The following is an 18,921-nucleotide window of genomic DNA, read 5'->3' on the forward strand; positions in this document are numbered from 1 at the left end:
GTCAGAGGGCCGGGCCTAACCGAACAGGGCTCCCATCATGGAAGCGCGACAGCCGGAAGCGGTTGAGGTCGTGCCCGGTCTCATTTCCCTGGATCATGTCGGCCACCACGCGGCCGACGCCAGGCCCGATGCCGAAGCCGTGACCACTCATTCCCGTCGCGACGAAAAGACCGCCGATTGCCCGTACCTGATCCACGACGGGGACGACGTCGGGCATGGCGTCGATCATGCCACCCCAGCCGACTTTTAAGCGAACGGTTTCGAACTTTGGAAAAAGCTGTTTGAAATTGCGTCCTATCGAACGCAGACGGGCCGGCTCAGGGGCCGGGTTGAGCACTCGCATTCTCTCGAAAGGACTTATGGAATCCGGTGCCCAATCGCGCGGCGTCGACCATGCATCGGGGTAGCCTGAGGGCGCGAGCGGGAAATAGCGTGTTCCCAGCGGATTGTCCCTGAGGGCGGCAAGATATTTGGTGGCGTGCCGGAACGCGTCAGGTCCCAGGTAATGCAGATGGCTACCGCCCGCGGCGAGCGTGTAGCCGCCATCCTGCCGGCGCCTGAAAGCGATGCGTTCGTCAGTCGCCGCACCTGCATAGATTTCAGGCAGGGGTTCCGTTGCGGCTACGGTTACCCTGACGCTGAGTTGGGGGATGGAGACGCCGTGTCTGCGCAAGAACAGGGATGACCAGGCGCCGCCCGCAACCAATACGCTAGAGGCCTCGATATACCCCGCCTCGGTCCACACCCCTGTGACCCTGCCGGCCGAGATCTTGAGGGTTCGCGCTGCGCAATTCTCTACGATTTTGACGCCTTTTCGGACGGCAAGCCGGGCAAGCGCCGGCACCGCCAGCCAAGGCTCCGCACGCATGTCGGAGGGCGTCGTCATCGCGCCCTTGAATTTGCGCGACATGCCTTTGATGAGTTTCGCCGTTTCGCCACTGTCCAGGAGGCGCGTGTCGAGCGCATGGATGGCAGCGATCTTCATGAACGCTTCGAAGCCGGCCATGTCCTTGTCGGACCTCGCCAGGTAGGTCACGCCTGTCTGGTTCAGCCCGATATCTTCGCCGCATTCCTCAGCCAGTTGCCGCCACAGGTGAATAGCCTCGATGACAATGGGCAACTCGTCGGCGTCGCGTCCCTGCTTTCTGATCCAGCCCCAGTTTCGCGAGGACTGTTCGGCCGCAACGCGTCCTTTCTCCAAGAGCGTCACCGGAATGTTGCGCTGCGCCAGGAAAAGCGCCGTCGTTACGCCAATAACACCGCCGCCAACGATCACCACCTCCGAAGTCTTCGGCGGCGGGCCAGGATGCTGGATTGGATCCGCTTCGGAGAACGGGAATGTAGGCAAGTGGCGCACCTGTGGGCTGGTCGATGGCTCTGGCTGACTGGTTGCCACCCTCCAAAAGCCAAAGCAAGGGCAGGTGCAGGCAGACCGTTGTCCCACGACGGCAAAGCTTTGAACCTTCATAAGGCCGCCTATGCAGGCGCCCCCGCCACCGAGCCCCTGACGACCAGGTCGACCGGCCACACCTCGCCGCGGGCGCCCTCTTCCAGGACGGAAATGCGCGCCGCCAGCCGCTCGCCGACGGGCGCGCCGGCAAGGCGGATGGACGAACGCGCCGTCGACGGCGGCACCAGCGACAGGTCGCCAGGAATGGTCACGCCGAGGTCGCGCACGGCGCGCACAACCCGGCGCTCCTCACCAGCGCAGACTTTTGGAACGTCAGAGACGCTCAATTGCCAGGATGTTGTAAGGCTCGTTGGCGCAAGCGAGAGCATCCGCAGAAGATTTCATCGGGAAAAGCTAAGTCTCGTAGTAGTGAAGCTCGAGCAGCAGGCATCCGGTATGCGACCGGAACGGACCGTGATAGACGCCAGGCGGCCGGCAGGCGTAGGTGTTGGGGGCAAAACTCAGTAATGGCTCATCCGCCGCATATCCGCCGACAATGAGATCTCCCGATACCAGATAGACCTCTTCCCAGTACTCATGCACGAACGGCACCGTCGTATAGGCGCCAGGCGCAAACCGCAGCAGTCGCGTGCGGTGTCCCGTCTTGCCTGCTTCGTCGAGCCGGCCGGCAAGAATCTTCTGCTCGATGCCAGGCGGATAGCCCGGCGGCACATGCCAGCTCTCGCCCGTCATGTCGATGGTGTGGAATTCCTTGTGCTCCTTGCGGATCGGCATGGAAACCTCAAGCCGCAACGAGCGCGCCATGGTCGACCTCGTCTTCCAGCGAATAGCTGTCCAGCATGTGGTCGACGAGCTGTGTACAGCGGTCCCAGTCGAACGTGCGGTAGCTGTGCCCCTTTGTCACAAAGCTAGCGCCGGCATAGAACAGCTCGTACTGCGAATGGCGCGAGGCGAATTCAGAGCCAACCGCATCCCAGGCCAACTTGAAGAACTTCACACGGCCTTCCGACGAACAGACCGGCGATTGCTGCGTTCTTTCAATAATGCCGCGCAACTCCGGATCGGCGAAATCCTGGACGGAGGACGGCAGCATAATCAGGCCACCGCCCGCCAGCTCGCGCAAGGCGAGTATCACCTTGGCGTAGAGTTCCTGCGTCAACACCTGGGCCGAATAGAGCGTATGGGCGTCGGGCACGAAATAGGCGCCGTGCATGTGGCCCTTCACCTCCATGGCGTGCACCAGCGCGTCGACCATGGTGTTCTGCGCAGCCAGCGTGCCCAACGTCTCGCGCACCTGCGGAAAGTTGATAACGCCGTTGGTCTCGGCGATACGCCGGGCGATGCCGACGAGGAAGCGCATCTTCACCATCAGGCGGACCTGCGCCTGGTAATTCTGGAGGACATGCGCCGGCGTGGCATGGAACTGCCGCTGGCACATGGCGATATCCTGATGAACGAAGATGCGTTCCCAGGGAACTTTTACGTCGTCGAAGTAGAGCACCGCGTCGTTTTCATCAAAGCGGCTGGCGAGTGGATTGTCGAAGACGCTGGCGGCGCTCTGCTCGTAGGATTTGCGCGACAGGATCTTCAGGCCGGCGACATTCATCGGCACGGCGAAGGACACAGCATAGGGCTCGTCGCCTTCGCGGAGCGGCTGGATGCAGGTGACGAACACCTCGTTTGCCATGATGCCGCCGGTCGCCAGCATCTTGGCGCCGCGGATCGTCAGGCCTGCTGCGTCCTGGTCGACGACGCCGGCGGTGAGGAAGCGGTCCTGCTGCTCACCCGCGGACTTCGAGCGGTCGGCCTGCGGATTGAGGATGGCGTAGGTGAGATAGAGTTCGTTGTCCCGGGCGTAGCGGTAATAATCGGCAAGTGCTGAGGCTCGCGCCTTGTCATAGGCCTCGAAGACGTCGATCCCCGTGAACATGCCGGAAATGCAGGAGGCGACATGGTCTGGGGCGCGGCCAAGAAAGCCGTAATGAAGCTCCGTCCAGGCCTCCAGCGCCTTGCGCCGTTCGACGAGCTCGGCATGGCTGCGCGGCAACTGCCAGATGCGATTGGCCCGCTGCCCGCCGCTTTCGGGAACTTCAAAGGTCATCAACGCCCGGTTATCCGCCCTCGCCTGGAAGTCGTAGAGCGTGCCGACCGACCGGATCGTCCGGCGGAAGGCTGGATGCGCGGTGACGTCGCCGGCCGTCTGGCCATCGATATAGACTTGCCGGCCATCTCTCAGCATCTCGATGTGCTGTGCCCCAGTCTTGATCATCTTCCCCTCCAAGGTCAGTAGTGCCAAGAAATCAGTAGTGAATGTCGAGCGGCCAAAGCGGCGCCGCGAACTCCGTTGGCTGCAGTGACGCGTAGCGGCCCTTGCCGAAAACGAGCGGTTGCCGGTCGGCGAAGGACCGAAAGTGCTTCACCTTGGCGATGAACAGCACGTGGTCGCCGGCTTCGTGCGTAGCCCACGGCTCGCAGTCGAACAGCGCCGCCGCGCCGGGCAGTTCCGGGGCGCCAGAGCGGCTTTGCTCGAACCGCATCCCCTCCCACTTGTTGGAAAGCGGCCTGGCGAAGCGGTTGGAAATGTCCCTCTGGTTTTCCGAGAGGACGTTGACCGTGTAACTGGCCGCCTTCTGCCAGAGCGGTAAGCCGGCTGAACGACGGTCGATGCTGAACAGGACGAGTGGTGGATCGAGAGAAAGCGAGTTGAACGAACTCATCGTCATACCGAGCCGCTCGCCATCGGCCACACAGGTGACGACGCAAACGCCGGTTGGAAACTGTCCAAGCGCCTGCCTGAACGCGCGCATGTCGAAAGCCGTCTCGATGTTCATGCCCGACCCCTCTCGGCACCGATCTGCTATGTCGTCGAAATCAATTCACCCAATCCGTGGCCGCACTTCCCTGTCCGTTGTCGACTGGTTTCTATCCCCTGTGGCCGCCGACCTGCCCGCGGCTGCCGAAGCCTGCACTCCAGCTACCCGCAACCGGCAGCCGCAAGGCAACGAGCGTCCGCGCCAGATGCTCAGCGACGGCTGCCGACGCCTGCTCGGGCTGCCCGCGGCGTATGCCCTCGACGATCGCGGCATGCTCGGCGAGCACGCTGTCGCCGCGCCCGCCAGACATCATGATGGCGTGCACGCCCATCCGCAACTGGCGGTCCCGCAGGCTCTCATAGAAGTCGGCGAGCACCGGATTGCCGGCGGCGCGTACGATCGCGCGATGAAACTCCCGGTCGCATTCGATGAATGCAACGGGATCGTTCCGCACCTCTACCTGTCGGGCGAGCAGCCTGTCGAGTTCGGCCGCAAGCATGTCGCCGAAGGCGGTTGCTTGCCCTGCGCACCACTCCTCCACCAAGCTGCGGGCCTGCATGACCGCATCGATCTCCGCCTCGGTGATGGGCGGAACATAGGCGCCCTTCTTTGGCACGATCTGCAGGAGGCCATCGGCCTCAAGTCGCAATAGTGCTTCGCGCACCGGCGTCCGCGACGTTCCTGTCTCGCGGCAGACCTCCGCCTCCGTAAGGAACGTGCCCTCGCGGCTGGGCAAGGTCAGCACATGCTGCTTCAGCCAGCGGTAGACCACGTCCTGCGCAGCATCGGCGCGCTGGCCTAAGGCAGGGCGTTGCGATTGAAGGTGTTTTGTCATACACAGGATGTATACATGTTGTCTATGATATCTTCAAGCTAATTTTCGATCTGGCTGCGCCGAGCGCAACGTCAAGAATTGGCGCGACCGCGACCATGCACCATGGTCATCCGCGATGTCTGGCGCAAAGCTGCCACTCGCGTAGTGGACGACAGACGGCCGCCTGGGTCGAACTTTGGTCGCTACCTGCTGTTGGTCTTGGTCTAAACCGGCGCGCCCGCCACCGAGCCCCTGACCACCAGGTCGACCGGCCAGACCTCGCCGCGGGCGCCCTCTTCCAGGCCAGAAATGCGCGCCGCCAGCCGCTCGGCGACGCGGGCACCGGCAAGGCGGATCGACGAACGCGTCGTCGACAAGGGCACGGAAAAATTCTCCGGCTTCAGCCATGGGAAGACGTCGTCATGAGCAATCAGCGACAGGTCGCCCGGAATGGTCAGGCCGAGGTCGCGCACCGCGCGTACGACGCCGAGCGACATGATCAGGCTGGAGCAGGCGATTGCGGTTGGCGGTTCGCTCTGTTCGAGCAGGCGCCGGGCGGCGCGATAGCCGTTCTCCTCGGTCATCGTCACCGAGCAGACATGGCGCTCGCCGAGCGTCAGGCCGCTGGCGGCAAGCGCGCGGCGCATGCCGCGCTCACGATGGATGGCGAAGGTCTCGCGGTCGTCGCCATTGATGAGCGCGAGGCGCCGGTGGCCGAGCTGGACCAGCAGCCGGGCCGCCTCGTGGAAGGCGCCCTCATTGTCGATGTCGGTGAACGGGTAGTCGAAATCGAAGCCGTCGCTGCGGCCATGGACGATGAAGGGAATGCCCAGCGTGTTGACCAGCGCCACCCGCCGGTCGGCCGGCCGCGGCGAGGATATGTAGACCGCGTCGACCTGTCGGTTGGCGACGATGCGGCGATAGGTGGTCTCCTGGTCGTCGGCATCTGCCGGCGACAGAACGAGGTCGAGTTCGTGCGAGCGGGCATAGTCGCCCAGACCGGAGAGGAATTCGACGAAATGCGGATCGATGTCGACCGACGCGCCGGTCGGCAGGACATAGCCGATCATGCCGGTCTTGCCGGTCGCCAGCCGGCGCGCGCTCGGGTTGGGCCGGTAGCCGTGGCGCTTGGCGGCATCCACCACGCGCCGGCGGGTTTCCTCGTTGACCTCCGGATAGCCGTTGAGCGCACGGCTTACCGTTGTCTGCGACAGAGCCAGCATATGGGAGAGCTGCTTCAGGTTCACTGGGAGGCCTCCAAGCCTCAAAGCGCTTCTAATTTTGAATCCACGCGGCCGCCACGACGGGCGCCGCCGAGCCATCGACCATACGCACTGGTCTGGCCAGTTTGAAGCATAATATGCTGCTGCACCGCCAAAAAACTATGCTGCAATGCACTTTATCAAGTGTTGCAGCACGAAATTAAATCGATTAGCCTACTACCCTCTTGACTTCCGTTGGATTCAATGGCGAGATCAAAAGGACCAAAGCGCTTTGGAAGACTCTTTCGAAAGGTTGCGGTTCCTTTCCGAGTGAGTCACAGTCCTGCGGCGTCGGCGGACGGAATGGAGGTTCCGTCCGGGTGTATGTGACCACTGGGAGGAATACCGATGAAGAAGATGCTTCTGCTTGGCGCAGCGTTTACCACGCTGGCCTTGACCCTGCCGGCGCAAGCCGAACTGAAGTTCAAGCCGGGCGAGGACCCGCGCTTCAACTGGGCCAACTACGAAGAGCTGAAAAAGGTCGATCTCAAGGGCGAGACGCTGACAATCTTCGGGCCATGGCGCGGCGAGGACGAGGGCCTCATCCGCACGGTTCTCGAATATTTCCAGGAAGCCACCGGCGCCGAGATCAAATACTCCTCGTCGGAGAATTACGAACAGCAGATCGTCATCGACACCCAGGCCGGCAGCCCGCCCAACATCGCCGTGCTGCCGCAGCCGGGCCTGATCCAGGACCTGGCCTCCAAGGGCCTGCTGACGCCACTGGGCGACGACACCGCCAAATGGGTCAAGGACAATTACGGCGCCGGCCAGTCATGGGTCGATCTCGGCACCTTCAAGGACAAGGACGGCAAGCCGGGCTTCTTCGCCTTCCCCTACAAGGCTGACGTGAAATCGCTGGTCTGGTATTCGCCGGACAATTTCGAGGAAGCCGGCTACAAGGTTCCCAAGACCCAGGAAGAGCTTGCCGATCTCGAGAAGAAGATCATCGCCGACGGCGGCACGCCGTGGTGCATTGGCCTCGGCTCGGGCGGCGCCACCGGCTGGCCGGCGACCGACTGGGTCGAAGACATCATGCTGCGCACCCAGGCGCCCGACGTCTACGACAAGTGGGTGAAGAACGAGATTCCGTTCAACGATCCGGCGGTGGTCAACGCCATCGACATCTTCGGCAAGATCGCCACCGACGACAAGATGGTCGACGGCGGCGCCAAGGCGGTTGCCGCGACCGACTTCCGCGACAGCCCGAAGGGCCTCTTCTCGGTGCCGCCGAAATGCTACCTGCACCATCAGGCGTCGTTCATCCCGACCTTCTTCCCGGAAGGCACCAAGGTGGGTCAGGACGCCGACTTCTTCTACTACCCGCCCTATGCCTCGAAGCCCGAGCTTGGCACGCCCGTGCTCGGCGCTGGTACGCTCGCCATGATCACCAAGGATTCGAAGGGCGCTCGCGCCTTCATCGAATTCCTGAAGATGCCGCTGGCGCATGAGATCTGGATGGCTCAGGGCGGCTTCGTGACGCCGTTCAAGTCGGTCAACAAGGATGCCTATGCCAGTGACGCGCTGCGCAAGCAGGGCGATATCCTGGCCAACGCCTCGACCTTCCGCTTCGACGGCTCGGACCTGATGCCGGGCAAGATCGGCGCCGGCGCCTTCTGGACCGGCATGATCGATCTGGTCGGCGGCAAGTCGGCCCAGGATGTCGCCACCGACATTCAGAAGAGCTGGGACGCGATCAAGTAATCAGCGGGCCAAGCAATCAGCGGCGAGTCAGCAGCCGCTCAGGCTGCAGTTTTTAGGACGTCCTCCACAGACTGGATCCGGGCCTTGTTGGCCCGGATCCGACCGGCGCCGTATGCCGGACCGATTTGCGTTCGTTCGTTCCGAATAACTTAAATCGGCGCATTGCCACATCGCCAGGGCTGTTCAAGGCCCGGCCGATCATGCGCAGGGAGAGGGACCCATGGCTGCTCAGATTCTATCGGCCATTTTTGTCATCATCATCGGCGTCGGCGGCTGCGTCGCCTATTTCTGGGGCGCCAACAAGCTGGTCGACCTGATATTCCCGTCGCGCGGGGTTTCCGGCACGGCGGCCATCGACAATTTGCGCCGGCAAGGGCTGGTGCGTCCGTGGCTGTTCGTCGGCCCGGCGATGATCATCCTCACCGTCTATCTGATCTACCCGGTGGTGGCGACGCTCTGGCTGTCCTTCCTCGATCGCGGTGGCCAGCACTTTGTCGGCTTCGCCAACTATGAATGGGCGTTCGGCGATCGCGAGTTCCGCAGCTCGATCCTCAACAACATCATCTGGCTGGCGGTGGTGCCGGCAGCGTGCACCTTCCTCGGGCTGATCATCGCCGTGCTCACCGACAAGATCTGGTGGGGCACGATCGCCAAGAGCCTGATTTTCCTGCCGCTGGCGATCTCCTTCGTCGGCGCCAGCGTGATCTGGAAATTCATCTACGAATATCGCGGCGAGGGCCAGACGCAGATCGGCCTGCTCAACGCCATCATCCAGTATTTCGGCGGCCAGCCGCAGGTCTGGATATCGCTGCCGTTCTGGAACAGTTTTTTCCTGATGATCATCCTGATCTGGATCCAGACCGGCTTTGCCATGGTCATCCTGTCTTCGGCGCTGCGCGGTATCCCTGAAGAGACACTCGAAGCCGCCGTCATCGACGGCGCCAATCCGTTCCAGATCTTCTGGAAGATCATGGTGCCGCAGATCTGGGGCACGATTGCCGTGGTGTGGACGACGATCACCATCCTGGTGCTGAAAGTGTTCGACATCGTGCTGACCATGACCAATGGCCAATGGAACAGTCAGGTGCTGGCCAATCTGATGTTTGACTGGATGTTCCGCGGCGGCGGTGATTTCGGCCGCGGCGCGACCATCGCCATCATCATCATGATCGCGGTCATCCCGATCATGGTCTGGAACATTCGCCAGGCGAACAAAGAGACGGGAGGACATTGAGATGGCCGTCGCGACCGGAAAATCCTTTGCCAGCCGTTTCGGCGTCCACATCGCCGTGCTCGTCTTCGTCGCCATCTGGACCGTGCCGACGCTCGGCATCCTGGTCTCGTCGCTACGCGACAAGGACCAGATCATCGCCTCGGGATGGTGGAACTCGTTCTCCAGCTCCACCCAGACCGAAGCCGGCCGGTTGCCGCCGGCCTCGGCGCAGGTCGAGAAGGACGGCAAGTTCGTGCTTGCCGGCAACATCTTCGGCGACGCTGCCGCCCGCAACATCAGCGCCTTCGGCGTCAAGTCGGCGGCACCGACGCAATATCCGGCCGGCACGACGGCCGATCTCGGCGACGGCATCACCTTGCAGCTCAATGCCGACGGGACTTTCGTCATGTCGTCGCCGAAAGCCTTTGAGGGCGACCGTGGCCAGCGCGTCTATTATGCCTCGTCGGCGCCGCCGAAATTTACCACCGACAATTACAACACCGTGCTGTTTTCGGAAGGCATCGGCCGCTCGTTCATGAACTCGCTGACCGTTACCATTCCGGCGACCGTCATCCCGATCCTGATCGCGGCTTTCGCCGCCTATGCACTGGCCTGGATGCGCTTTCCCGGCCGCGCGCTGCTGATCGCCGTCATTATCGGCCTGCTGGTCGTGCCGCTGCAGATGTCGCTGATCCCGTTGCTCAAACTCTACAACGGCGTCGGCACTTTCTTCGGCGTTCCGTCGAAAACCTATCTCGGCATCTGGCTGGCGCATACCGGCTTCGGCTTGCCCTTCGCCATCTACCTCCTGCGCAGCTACATTGCCGGCCTGCCGCGAGAGATCATGGAATCGGCGCGTATCGACGGCGCCAGCGATTTCGAGATCTTCGTCAAGATCGTGCTGCCGCTGTCGTTCCCGGTGCTGGCTTCCTTCGCCATCTTCCAGTTCCTGTGGGTGTGGAACGATTTGTTGGTGGCGATGGTTTTCCTCGGTACCGAGGGCGATCAGATCGTGCTGACCGCCAAGCTCAATGCGCTGCTCGGTTCGCGCGGCGGCGACTGGGAGATCCTGACGACATCGGCCTTCGTGACCATCATCGTGCCGCTGATCGTGTTCTTCTCGCTGCAGCGCTATTTCGTCCGCGGGCTGCTGGCCGGCTCGGTCAAAGGAGGTTGAGACTTATGCAATCCGCTTTGAAGGCGACCTCGAAACCCGATCTCGCCGTCGATCGCGACTGGTGGCGGGGCGCGGTGATCTATCAGATCTATCCGCGCTCCTACCAGGACTCCAATGGCGATGGCATCGGCGACCTCAAGGGCATCATCCGCAGGCTGCCCTACATCGCTTCGCTTGGTGTCGATGCCATCTGGATTTCGCCCTTCTTCAAGTCGCCGATGAAGGATTTCGGCTACGATGTCTCGGACTATTGCGACGTCGACCCGATGTTCGGCACGCTTGCCGATTTCGATGCGCTGGTGGCGGAGGCCCATCACCTCGGCCTCAAGGTGATGATCGACGAGGTGCTGTCGCACACCGCCGACATCCATCCATGGTTCAAGGAGAGCCGTGCCAACCGCAGCAATCCGAAGGCCGACTGGTATGTCTGGGCCGACGCCCGGCCCGACGGCACGCCGCCCAACAACTGGCTGTCTATTTTCGGCGGCTCGGCCTGGCAGTGGGACGCCAGCCGCCAGCAATATTATCTGCACAATTTCCTGTCCGAACAGCCGGACCTCAACTTCCACAATCTGGAAGTCCAGGACGCGCTGCTCGACGTCACCCGCTTCTGGCTGGAGCGCGGCGTCGACGGCTTCCGCCTCGACACCATCAATTTCTACTTCCACAGCCAGGGCCTGGAGAACAATCCGCCGCTGCCGCCGGAAGAGCGCAACGACCAGACCGCACCAGCCGTCAACCCCTACAACTACCAGGACCATATCTACGACAAGAGCCGCCCGGAGAACCTTGCCTTCCTCGAACGGTTCCGGGCGCTGCTCGACGAATATCCGGCGACCGCCGCCGTCGGCGAAGTCGGCGATTCGCAGCGCGGGCTGGAAGTGGTCGCCGCCTACACGGCCGGCGGCAAGCGCGTCCACATGTGCTATTCCTTCGATTTCCTGGCGCCGGAAAAGATCAGCGCCGCCAAGGTGCGCCAGGTGCTGGAAGCCTTCGGCAAGGTCGCCAGCGACGGCTGGTCATGCTGGGCCTTCTCCAACCACGACGTGATGCGCCCGGCTTCGCGCTGGGCCGCCGATGAGACCGATCCGGCCGCCTATCTCAAGGTGATCTCGGCGCTGCTGATGTCGCTGCGCGGCTCGGTCTGCCTCTATCAGGGCGAGGAACTTGGGTTGGGCGAAGCCGAGCTTAAGTTCGAGGATCTGCAGGACCCGTACGGCATCCGCTTCTGGCCCGAATTCAAGGGCCGCGACGGCTGCCGCACGCCGATGGTGTGGGATGCCACCGCCAGCAATGCCGGCTTTTCGACGGCCAAGCCCTGGCTGCCGGTGCCCGGCAAGCATTTGTCGCAAGCGGTCAATGTTCAGCAGGGCGACGCCGCCTCGCTGCTCGAGCACTATCGGCGCTTTCTCGGCTTCCGCCGCCAGCATCCGGCGCTGGCCAAAGGCGACATCGAGTTCATCGAAAGCGAGGGCGACACCGTCGCCTTCACCCGCCGTGAGGGCAATGAGCAGATCGTCTGCGTCTTCAATCTGGCCAGCAGGCCGGCCGAGGTCAATCTCGGCGGCCAGGCGCTGCAGCCCTTGGCCGGGCACGGTTTTTCGGGACAATCCGGCACTGGCTCCATCCGCCTCGGCGGCTACGGCGCCTGGTTCGGGCGTACCGACTGAGTTTTGACGAAACTGAATTTCTTGAGGAAATCTCTAGGGAAATCACTGGGAGGAAATCATGGCCGATGTCACGCTGAGACAAGTGAAGAAATCATACGGCAATCTACACATTCTCCACGGCATCGACCTCGACATAACGTCGGGCGAGTTCATCGTCTTTGTCGGTCCGTCGGGCTGCGGCAAGTCAACCTTGCTGAGGTCCATCGCCGGGCTTGAGGAAATCACGTTTGGCGAACTGAAGATCGCCGGCGAGGTGGTCAACGATGTACCGCCTTCGAAGCGCGGCATCGCCATGGTGTTCCAGTCCTACGCGCTCTATCCGCACATGACCGTCTACGACAACATGGCGTTCTCGATGAAGATCGGCAAGGAAAGCAAGGCCGAGATCGACAAAAGGGTACGGCAGGCAGCGGAGATCCTGCAGCTGACCAAATATCTCGACCGTCTGCCCAAGGCGATGTCGGGCGGCCAGCGCCAGCGCGTCGCCATCGGCCGCGCCATCGTGCGCAACCCGAAAGTGTTCCTGTTCGACGAGCCGCTGTCGAACCTCGACGCCGCGCTGCGCGTCGCCACCCGCATCGAGATCGCCAAGCTGAAGGAATCGATGCCCAACACGACGATGATCTACGTCACCCACGACCAGGTCGAAGCGATGACGTTGGCCGACCGCATCGTCGTGCTGAAGGACGGCCATATCGAGCAGGTCGGCACGCCGATGGACCTCTACAAGAAGCCCGGCAATCTGTTCGTTGCCCAGTTCATCGGCTCGCCGGCCATGAACATCCTGCCGGCGACGATCGACAAGACCGGCGATCCGACCATCGTCAGCCATGTCGGCGGCCGCAAGGCGACGGTGCCGATCGCGACGCCGGCGTCCGCCAAGGGTGCGGCGGTCAGCTTCGGCGTTCGGCCGGAGGATCTGTCGGTCGCCACCGGCGCGGAATATCTGTTCGAGGGGGTGGTGGACTATGTCGAGCAGCTCGGCGAGGTCCAGCTTGTCTATGTCGATATCGGCCGCGCCGACCTGCCTCTGGTGACCAAGCTGCCCGGCAATGTCGAGGTCAAGCGCGGGGCAAAGCTGCGGCTGACCGCGGATGCCGGCGACCTTCACATCTTCGACGCCGACGGACACTCCTTCTCGCTCAAACCCCTGGAAGTGAAGGCGGCCTGAGAGTCGGCTCGTCGTATCGGCATGAAAAAAGAGCGGCGGGCCTGGCCCGCCGCTCTTTTTTGGAAACGTCGGCTGTTAGCGGTTGCCGAACAAGTCCCGGTTGCTGCCTTGCGGGGCGGACTTCTGCACGTCGCCCGACGAGTTCAACAGCTTGTAGACCGGCGAACCGGTGTTCGGTACCGACGACGTCCGGGTGTTGTCGACGTTGACAGTCGCCTGGTTGTCGACGGCGCTTGAGCCGACATTGTCGTTGCGGGCATAAGCACTGCCGGCGGCAATCAAAAGCGCAGCGGCAGCAAGAGCAATCTTCTTCATTTCAAGTCTCCTGAGTTTCATCATGCGGCAAAGCGGCTGGTGATCCGCCGCTCTGCGTTTTGTTCAATATCGGCCTGGATCGTTTTCCGAAAAACTCGGGGATCAGACCCTAAATCGCCTGTTAGCGATTGCCGAAGAGGTTACGGTCGGAACCCGGGGCCGGCGCCTGACCAGCCGACGAATCCGACTTCACGATCGCGGCAGTATGGCCGCTGTCGGTCGACGTAACCGCAGGCTGGTTCGCACCATTGGAACTGTAATTGTCGCTACCAGCGAAGGCGCTGCCGGTGATGGCCAAAACGGCGGCGGCAGTGAGGATGATCTTTTTCATTTTTAGTACTCCAGTTTGTCTGCCCGTCTAGCGGCGTGTCCTGGGAGGATTTCGCGTCGTTCGGACAGCCTCGATGTGGGAAAGCCATAGGCTGGTTTCCAATCACGAAGTTGTTCCGTGTGGACCATGACTCTGCACCTTGAAATTGTGCCATAGAATTCCTTTATGGTGCTTTATTATATTGTTTTCAAGCAGTTACGTCGAACCGGGTGGTTCGCTCTGGTGTCGGCTTTCGGACCGTCGTTCACACCGTCCTGCACGCATTGTCAACAGAAACGAACCGTTCGGTTCGATTTTAGAGATCGCTAATAGTAACTTTTCGATACCGTTAACCTATTTGCCGGCGCAGGAGGCTGGATTCGAAGCGATTCGAAACGGCGAGGATCGCTCCCCAAGACAGGATCTCAGCCGTTCAGTCGTCGGCTAAAGCGCATGCCGCGCGTGTCGCGCCGCATGGATACGATGTCGCTTTCATGCCGATGTCACGATCGCTGCCGTGGTTAGATGATCGCATCTCAGGTGCCGCTTCGTGACGACGCAGCGGAGAATTGGGAAGCCGGTCAGAATCCGGCGCTGCCCCCGCAACGGTGGTGGAGTTCAAGTCGCAACGGGAGACCACTGGGCAACAGCCTGGGAAGGTGTCGCGATGGTCCGCAAGGACAACTCCAGAGCCCGGAAACCAGCCCGAGATGCTTGAACTCGACTGATCGCGGTGGGCGGTCAAGAGGTGGGTAGCGCATGTCCGGCGGCTTGCCGGCCTGCGGCCGATCCTTCCTCCATCACCACCAAGTTCAGTGCTTAAACCACGAGGACAGAACTATGGATGCGCGCAACGATATGCTGAGGCTCTTGAACGGCCGCAAGCAAGGCTTTTCGCTGGAACAGCCCTTCTACACCGACCCGGACTATTTCAAGCTCGACATGGAGCTGATCTGGTATCGCGACTGGCTGTTCATCGGCCATGATTGCGAGCTGCCGAAGCCTGGCAGCTACATCACCGTGCAGATCGGCGACTATCCGGTGGTGCTGGTCCGCGACCAGAAGGGCAACATCAACGCCTTTCACAATTCCTGCCGCCATCGCGGCAGCCGCGTCTGCAACACCGAGAAAGGCACGGCGGCAAAGCTCGTCTGCCCCTATCATCAGTGGACCTACGAGTTGGATGGCCGGCTCTTGTTCGCCCGCCAGATGGCCGAGGGTTTCGACAAGAGCCAGTTCGGCCTTAAACCGGTCGCCTGCGAAAGCGTCGGCGGTTACATCTTCATCTGCCTGGCGAAAGAACCCGCCGACTTCGCGCCGATGCGCGCCATGATCGAGCCCTACCTCAAGCCGCATCAGCTGAATGAAGCCAAGGTCGCTTTCGAATCGACCATCGTCGAGAAGGGCAACTGGAAGCTGGTCTGGGAAAACAACCGCGAGTGCTATCACTGCGCAGGCAACCATCCCGAGCTCTGCAAGACATTCCCGGAAGCGCCGACGGTGACCGGAGTGCAGGGCGCCGACAGCGATCCCGAGATGCTGGCGCACTGGGCGAAATGCGAGGCGGCGGGCCTGCCGAGCAAATTCCGCATCGACCCGGCCGGGCAGTACCGCGCCACCCGCGCGCCGCTGCTGCGCGATGCCGTCAGCTATACGATGACGGGAAAGCGCGCGGTGACGAAAAACCTGTCCGACACCGTTGCCGCCGACCGCATCGGCACCTTGATGCACTACCACTACCCGACGACCTGGAACCACATCCTGATCGATCATGCGGTGACCTTCCGCGTGTTGCCGATCAGCGCCACCGAAACCGCGGTGACGACCAAGTGGCTGGTGCACAAGGATGCGGTCGAGGGCGTCGATTACAACCTTGAAGAGCTCACGCATGTCTGGACCGAGACCAACGACCAGGACCGCCGCATCGTCGAGGAAAATGCCTTCGGCATCCTGTCGCCGGCCTATGAGCCAGGCCCTTATTCGGAACTGCATGAGGGCGGCGTGATCCAGTTCGTCGAATGGTACGCAGCCTTCATCGGTCCGCGCCTCGCCGAAGGCGGCCGGCCGGCGCTGCGCAGCGTGGCGTGAGCTCAAGCAGGCGAAGAAGGACCAGAGGATGAATGCGATGACGGATCTTGGCCTCTATCGCCATCTCGACCAGATGGCGCCGTGGAACGACAGGCTGCAGGTGCTGGAAGTAATCGGCGTCGCCGACGAGGCGCCTGACGTCAAGACTTTCACCTTTCGCTCCGACAACCAGACCTGGTTCCGCTACAAGCCGGGCCAATTCTTGACGCTGGAGCTGCCGACACCTGAAGGGCCGCTGATGCGCACCTACACGCTGTCGTCGTCGCCGTCGCGGCCGTTTTCGATCGCGGTGACGGTGAAGGCGCAGGCCGGAAGCATCGGCACGCGCTGGATGTTCGACCATCTGGTGCCCGGTTCGCACGTCAAGGCTTATGGGCCCGCCGGCGATTTTTCGCTGCACAGCCATCCGGCGGCCAAATATCTGTTTATTTCGGCCGGCTCCGGCGTGACGCCGATGATGTCGATGCTGCGCTGGCTGAACGACTGCGCGCCATGGACAGATGTCGGCTTCGTCAATTGTGCGCGGCGTGCGGAAGAGATCATCTTCCGCAAGGAGCTCGAACTGCTCGGCGGCCATATGCCGGGCCTGTCGCTCGGCTTCATGATCGAGGAGCGGTCGAGCCGCGAGGGCTGGTACGGCCATATGGGCCGTATCGACGCGATCCGGCTGCCGCTGCTGGCGCCGGACTTCCGCGAACGCGAGATCTTCTGCTGCGGCCCCGATCCGTTCATGCGCGCCGTGCGCGGCATGCTGGATGCCGCCGGCTTCGACATGACGAAATACCATCAGGAGAGCTTTGCCGCGCCTGCAGTGGAGGAAATCCCAGCGCCGTTTGCGTCACCCGCTGAAGACGGTACGGCTGTCCCTGTCGAGGCCATGACGCCGATCCGCTTCTCGCTTTCGGAGGTCGACGCCGACTGCGTCGCCGGCCAGACCGTGCTGCAGACGGCGCGCAGCTCGGGCGTTCGGATACCCGCCGCCTGCGAGTTCGGCCTGTGCGGCACCTGCAAGGTGAAGAAGGTCTCCGGCGCTGTCGAGATGAGCCACAATGGCGGTATCCTCGACCACGAGATCGATGACGGCTTCATTCTTGCCTGCTGCTCGAAACCGCTATCCGCGCTCGAGATCGAGGCCTGAGCGGCGCCGACATCGCCGCAACTGGTCACGAGGCGCAGGCATGGCGCTCGCGGGTCTTTGTCTTGCCAAGCAAGGGCCAACTGATCTAGACGCACCTTTGGAAGGGCCTGCCAGACCGTGAACCGGGGGCGATCCCTTCAGGGGCGTCCGAGACGGGGATAGAGCGATGCAGCAGCGGGTCTACGCGATCGTCGCTGTCGCCCGGGCGCGCGAGGCGGGCTTTGTGCCGACCATGCTCGACGAGGTCCTGGCCCCGCGCCGCTCTCTCGACGTCGTAAGGCTGGCCATGCAAAGGCGGGCAGGGAAGAAGACCGAGTGATGGCCAAGGCTCTTCGCCGCATCGGCCGCCGGTTTCCGGACTATGGCTGGTCATGGCCCACAGGCGGCCTCGACCAGCTGCTAAAGGCCGCGTTGCTGCCCGATGACGAAGCGGCCGCCCGCCACGCTGCGCGTTGGCTCGATGAAAACGAGATCGACGCTGTCTCCTTCCGCGAACATCGGCTGTTGGCGGCGATCTCGGACAGGTCCGGCCGCAAGCTCGCCGGCCACCCGGCGCATCCACGCCTTGTCGGCCTGCAAAAGATGCTGTGGACCAAATCGCGGCTGGCGATGCGTGAGGCCGAGCCTGCCCTTCAGGCCATGGTCGGTGCCGGCTGCGCGGTCATGCTGATCAAGGGCGCCAGCCGCATCGCGGTGAACGCATCGGCGCAGCGCGGCAGGGTGGCGCACGACATCGACATATTGGTGCGCCCGCAAGACATGCTCGCCGCCTTCGACGTGCTGACGCAGCGCGACTGGCAGATCGCAACCGGCGTCAGCCCGCAGTTCCTGCGCACCAGGCTGGCGTCCTTGCGATCGATGAATTTCTTCAAGGGTAATTTCGGCGATATCGACCTGCACCAGCAGGCCTATGACGGATCGCAGCAAAGCGCGGAAGATGATCTGGCGATCTGGCAGCGGGCGCGGTTTGCCGAGTTCAACGGCGTCCGCCTGCTCGTTCCATCACCTGCCGACCGCATGACGCTCGCCATCGCGCATGGCGGCCTCGATGCCCATACCCACAGCGACTGGCTGGTCGACTGCACGGTCGCCATCCAGGGTGGCGAGGTCGACTGGGAGGTGTTCGCCGACATTGTCGCCAGGCGCCACCTGGCTGTCGCTGCGGCGGTGGCGCTGTCCTATCTCAGTCTGGAGATCGGCATTGCGGTGCCACCGGGCGAACTCGCACGAACGGTAGCGAGCGCCGATCGCGCCGGCCTGTCGCGCTGGTCCTCGGTCTTGCAAGCCAAGCCACGCACCGATTTCGGTGGCCTCGTCTGGCTGTCGCGCGGCTTTGCCAAGCAACTGCGCCTGAAACGCAAGAAAGGCCGCCTGCAGCAGCCGGCAGCTACCGTCTGGCGCGGCAAGCCGGTCTTGCGCAGGGCAAAGCCGGCGCCGGCGGCCTTTGCGCTTTCGCAGGCTCTGCCGTCTCCGAACATGGCTGGCGAGATGATGCTGGACGTCACCGTCAGGATCGTCGTTCCGCCGGTGCGCCGCCGCATCGAAATGGAGATCAATGCCGGCGGCCTGCATGTCGCCCGCCTGCGCTCGTTGGTGATCAGCCGTGCCGGTGGGGAAAAGGTGCTGCATTTTCGCGGCCGGGTGAGCCATGGGGAGGCCGGCCGGGCGCTGATGCTCGAAGCCAGGCCGTCGCGCCAGTTCCGCAGCTGGGACAATGAGGCCGAAATCGCCGCATATGGCGCATTGCCGTTCCAATTGCTGTCGGCACGTTTTTCACCAACCCGCTAGAGCAATTCCAGGAGAAGTGTGGGCGGTTTTCCCGGGAAAAGCGCGGA

At 62.6% G+C, this 18,921-nt stretch carries 17 protein-coding genes, 1 pseudogene and 1 riboswitch; of the genes and pseudogenes, 9 read left to right on the forward strand and 9 right to left on the reverse strand.

Going from position 1 to position 18,921, the window contains the following annotated elements; genetic code table 11:
* Position 1 precedes the first annotated feature (1 nt).
* From H0241_RS07235 to H0241_RS07265, 7 genes and pseudogenes are all read right to left on the reverse strand, one after another.
* On the reverse strand, positions 2-1,348 hold the full coding sequence (locus tag H0241_RS07235) for an NAD(P)/FAD-dependent oxidoreductase (protein ID WP_181056869.1): 1,347 nt from the start codon (positions 1,346-1,348) through the stop codon (positions 2-4).
* Between the two features lie 128 nt (positions 1,349-1,476).
* A pseudogene (locus H0241_RS07240) lies at positions 1,477-1,689 on the reverse strand (transcriptional regulator); the annotation flags it as partial.
* Between the two features lie 115 nt (positions 1,690-1,804).
* Positions 1,805-2,215: a cupin domain-containing protein gene (locus H0241_RS07245; protein WP_235984082.1), complete on the reverse strand. Its 411-nt coding sequence runs from the start codon at positions 2,213-2,215 to the stop codon at positions 1,805-1,807.
* Positions 2,193-3,680, reverse strand: coding sequence for a 4-hydroxyphenylacetate 3-hydroxylase family protein (locus tag H0241_RS07250; RefSeq protein ID WP_181056705.1), 1,488 nt, complete (start codon positions 3,678-3,680; stop codon positions 2,193-2,195). The genes H0241_RS07245 and H0241_RS07250 overlap by 23 nt, the downstream gene beginning before the upstream one ends.
* Positions 3,681-3,711: 31 nt before the next feature.
* Entirely contained in the window at positions 3,712-4,242 is a 531-nt protein-coding gene (locus tag H0241_RS07255) for a flavin reductase family protein (protein WP_181056706.1), read from the reverse strand.
* 91 nt (positions 4,243-4,333) lie between these two features.
* Complete coding sequence (locus H0241_RS07260) at positions 4,334-4,996, reverse strand: GntR family transcriptional regulator (RefSeq protein ID WP_328824637.1); 663 nt, start codon at positions 4,994-4,996, stop codon at positions 4,334-4,336.
* A 266-nt stretch (positions 4,997-5,262) separates the two neighbouring features.
* Complete coding sequence (locus tag H0241_RS07265; protein ID WP_181056708.1) at positions 5,263-6,285, reverse strand: substrate-binding domain-containing protein; 1,023 nt, start codon at positions 6,283-6,285, stop codon at positions 5,263-5,265.
* Positions 6,286-6,648: 363 nt separating this feature from the next.
* Here H0241_RS07265 and H0241_RS07270 point away from each other — a divergent pair, with 363 nt between their 5' ends.
* The 5 genes from H0241_RS07270 to H0241_RS07290 all read left to right on the forward strand — a co-directional run bounded on the left by H0241_RS07270 (position 6,649) and on the right by H0241_RS07290 (position 13,235).
* On the forward strand, positions 6,649-8,004 hold the full coding sequence (locus H0241_RS07270) for an ABC transporter substrate-binding protein (RefSeq protein WP_181056709.1): 1,356 nt from the start codon (positions 6,649-6,651) through the stop codon (positions 8,002-8,004).
* A gap of 220 nt (positions 8,005-8,224) precedes the next feature.
* The gene (locus H0241_RS07275; RefSeq protein WP_181056710.1) at positions 8,225-9,238 is read left to right on the forward strand and encodes a carbohydrate ABC transporter permease; all 1,014 of its coding nucleotides are present in this window, start codon (positions 8,225-8,227) and stop codon (positions 9,236-9,238) included.
* A gap of 1 nt (position 9,239) precedes the next feature.
* Positions 9,240-10,394 carry a carbohydrate ABC transporter permease gene (locus H0241_RS07280; RefSeq protein WP_181056711.1) on the forward strand — a complete coding sequence of 385 codons (1,155 nt, stop codon included), beginning with the start codon at positions 9,240-9,242 and terminating at the stop codon, positions 10,392-10,394.
* 5 nt (positions 10,395-10,399) lie between these two features.
* Positions 10,400-12,064 (forward strand): beta-galactosidase BglA, encoded by a 1,665-nt coding sequence (gene bglA, locus H0241_RS07285; RefSeq protein WP_181056712.1) that lies wholly within the window; start codon positions 10,400-10,402, stop codon positions 12,062-12,064.
* A 58-nt stretch (positions 12,065-12,122) separates the two neighbouring features.
* Positions 12,123-13,235 carry an ABC transporter ATP-binding protein gene (locus tag H0241_RS07290; RefSeq protein ID WP_181056713.1) on the forward strand — a complete coding sequence of 371 codons (1,113 nt, stop codon included), beginning with the start codon at positions 12,123-12,125 and terminating at the stop codon, positions 13,233-13,235.
* Between the two features lie 75 nt (positions 13,236-13,310).
* On the opposite strand, the gene H0241_RS07295 is transcribed toward H0241_RS07290, so the two are convergent.
* Together H0241_RS07295 and H0241_RS07300 are read right to left on the reverse strand one after the other, a co-directional pair.
* The gene (locus H0241_RS07295; protein WP_181056714.1) at positions 13,311-13,550 is read right to left on the reverse strand and encodes a DUF680 domain-containing protein; all 240 of its coding nucleotides are present in this window, start codon (positions 13,548-13,550) and stop codon (positions 13,311-13,313) included.
* A 121-nt stretch (positions 13,551-13,671) separates the two neighbouring features.
* The gene (locus H0241_RS07300) at positions 13,672-13,881 is read right to left on the reverse strand and encodes a DUF680 domain-containing protein (RefSeq protein ID WP_181056715.1); all 210 of its coding nucleotides are present in this window, start codon (positions 13,879-13,881) and stop codon (positions 13,672-13,674) included.
* Positions 13,882-14,381: 500 nt separating this feature from the next.
* A riboswitch (cobalamin riboswitch) is annotated at positions 14,382-14,583 on the forward strand.
* A gap of 117 nt (positions 14,584-14,700) precedes the next feature.
* On the opposite strand from H0241_RS07300, the gene H0241_RS07305 reads away from it, so the two are divergent.
* From H0241_RS07305 to H0241_RS07320, 4 genes are all read left to right on the forward strand, one after another.
* The gene (locus H0241_RS07305; protein WP_181056716.1) at positions 14,701-15,948 is read left to right on the forward strand and encodes an aromatic ring-hydroxylating oxygenase subunit alpha; all 1,248 of its coding nucleotides are present in this window, start codon (positions 14,701-14,703) and stop codon (positions 15,946-15,948) included.
* Positions 15,949-15,985: 37 nt separating this feature from the next.
* Positions 15,986-17,086, forward strand: a complete 1,101-nt coding sequence (locus H0241_RS07310; protein ID WP_181056717.1) for a hybrid-cluster NAD(P)-dependent oxidoreductase — start codon at positions 15,986-15,988, stop codon at positions 17,084-17,086.
* A gap of 166 nt (positions 17,087-17,252) precedes the next feature.
* Positions 17,253-17,405 (forward strand): hypothetical protein, encoded by a 153-nt coding sequence (locus H0241_RS07315; RefSeq protein ID WP_181056718.1) that lies wholly within the window; start codon positions 17,253-17,255, stop codon positions 17,403-17,405.
* Positions 17,405-18,874 (forward strand): nucleotidyltransferase family protein, encoded by a 1,470-nt coding sequence (locus H0241_RS07320; protein WP_181056719.1) that lies wholly within the window; start codon positions 17,405-17,407, stop codon positions 18,872-18,874. The genes H0241_RS07315 and H0241_RS07320 overlap by 1 nt, the downstream gene beginning before the upstream one ends.
* Positions 18,875-18,921: the final 47 nt, after the last annotated feature.

This window comes from Mesorhizobium neociceri, assembly GCF_013520985.1.
GTDB lineage: Bacteria > Pseudomonadota > Alphaproteobacteria > Rhizobiales > Rhizobiaceae > Mesorhizobium > Mesorhizobium neociceri.

What these genes read in the sequence shown, in the direction of transcription:
- H0241_RS07245 (WP_235984082.1), bottom strand. Translation starts at nt 2,215, where the DNA reads ATGGCGCGCTCGTTGCGGCTTGAGGTTTCCATGCCGATCCGCAAGGAG.
- H0241_RS07275 (WP_181056710.1), top strand. Translation starts at nt 8,225, where the DNA reads ATGGCTGCTCAGATTCTATCGGCCATTTTTGTCATCATCATCGGCGTC.
- H0241_RS07300 (WP_181056715.1), bottom strand. Translation starts at nt 13,881, where the DNA reads ATGAAAAAGATCATCCTCACTGCCGCCGCCGTTTTGGCCATCACCGGC.
- H0241_RS07255 (WP_181056706.1), bottom strand. Translation starts at nt 4,242, where the DNA reads ATGAACATCGAGACGGCTTTCGACATGCGCGCGTTCAGGCAGGCGCTT.
- H0241_RS07295 (WP_181056714.1), bottom strand. Translation starts at nt 13,550, where the DNA reads ATGAAGAAGATTGCTCTTGCTGCCGCTGCGCTTTTGATTGCCGCCGGC.
- H0241_RS07280 (WP_181056711.1), top strand. Translation starts at nt 9,240, where the DNA reads ATGGCCGTCGCGACCGGAAAATCCTTTGCCAGCCGTTTCGGCGTCCAC.
- H0241_RS07320 (WP_181056719.1), top strand. Translation starts at nt 17,405, where the DNA reads ATGGCCAAGGCTCTTCGCCGCATCGGCCGCCGGTTTCCGGACTATGGC.
- H0241_RS07250 (WP_181056705.1), bottom strand. Translation starts at nt 3,680, where the DNA reads ATGATCAAGACTGGGGCACAGCACATCGAGATGCTGAGAGATGGCCGG.
- H0241_RS07290 (WP_181056713.1), top strand. Translation starts at nt 12,123, where the DNA reads ATGGCCGATGTCACGCTGAGACAAGTGAAGAAATCATACGGCAATCTA.
- H0241_RS07270 (WP_181056709.1), top strand. Translation starts at nt 6,649, where the DNA reads ATGAAGAAGATGCTTCTGCTTGGCGCAGCGTTTACCACGCTGGCCTTG.
- H0241_RS07305 (WP_181056716.1), top strand. Translation starts at nt 14,701, where the DNA reads ATGGATGCGCGCAACGATATGCTGAGGCTCTTGAACGGCCGCAAGCAA.
- H0241_RS07310 (WP_181056717.1), top strand. Translation starts at nt 15,986, where the DNA reads ATGACGGATCTTGGCCTCTATCGCCATCTCGACCAGATGGCGCCGTGG.
- bglA (WP_181056712.1), top strand. Translation starts at nt 10,400, where the DNA reads ATGCAATCCGCTTTGAAGGCGACCTCGAAACCCGATCTCGCCGTCGAT.
- H0241_RS07315 (WP_181056718.1), top strand. Translation starts at nt 17,253, where the DNA reads ATGCAGCAGCGGGTCTACGCGATCGTCGCTGTCGCCCGGGCGCGCGAG.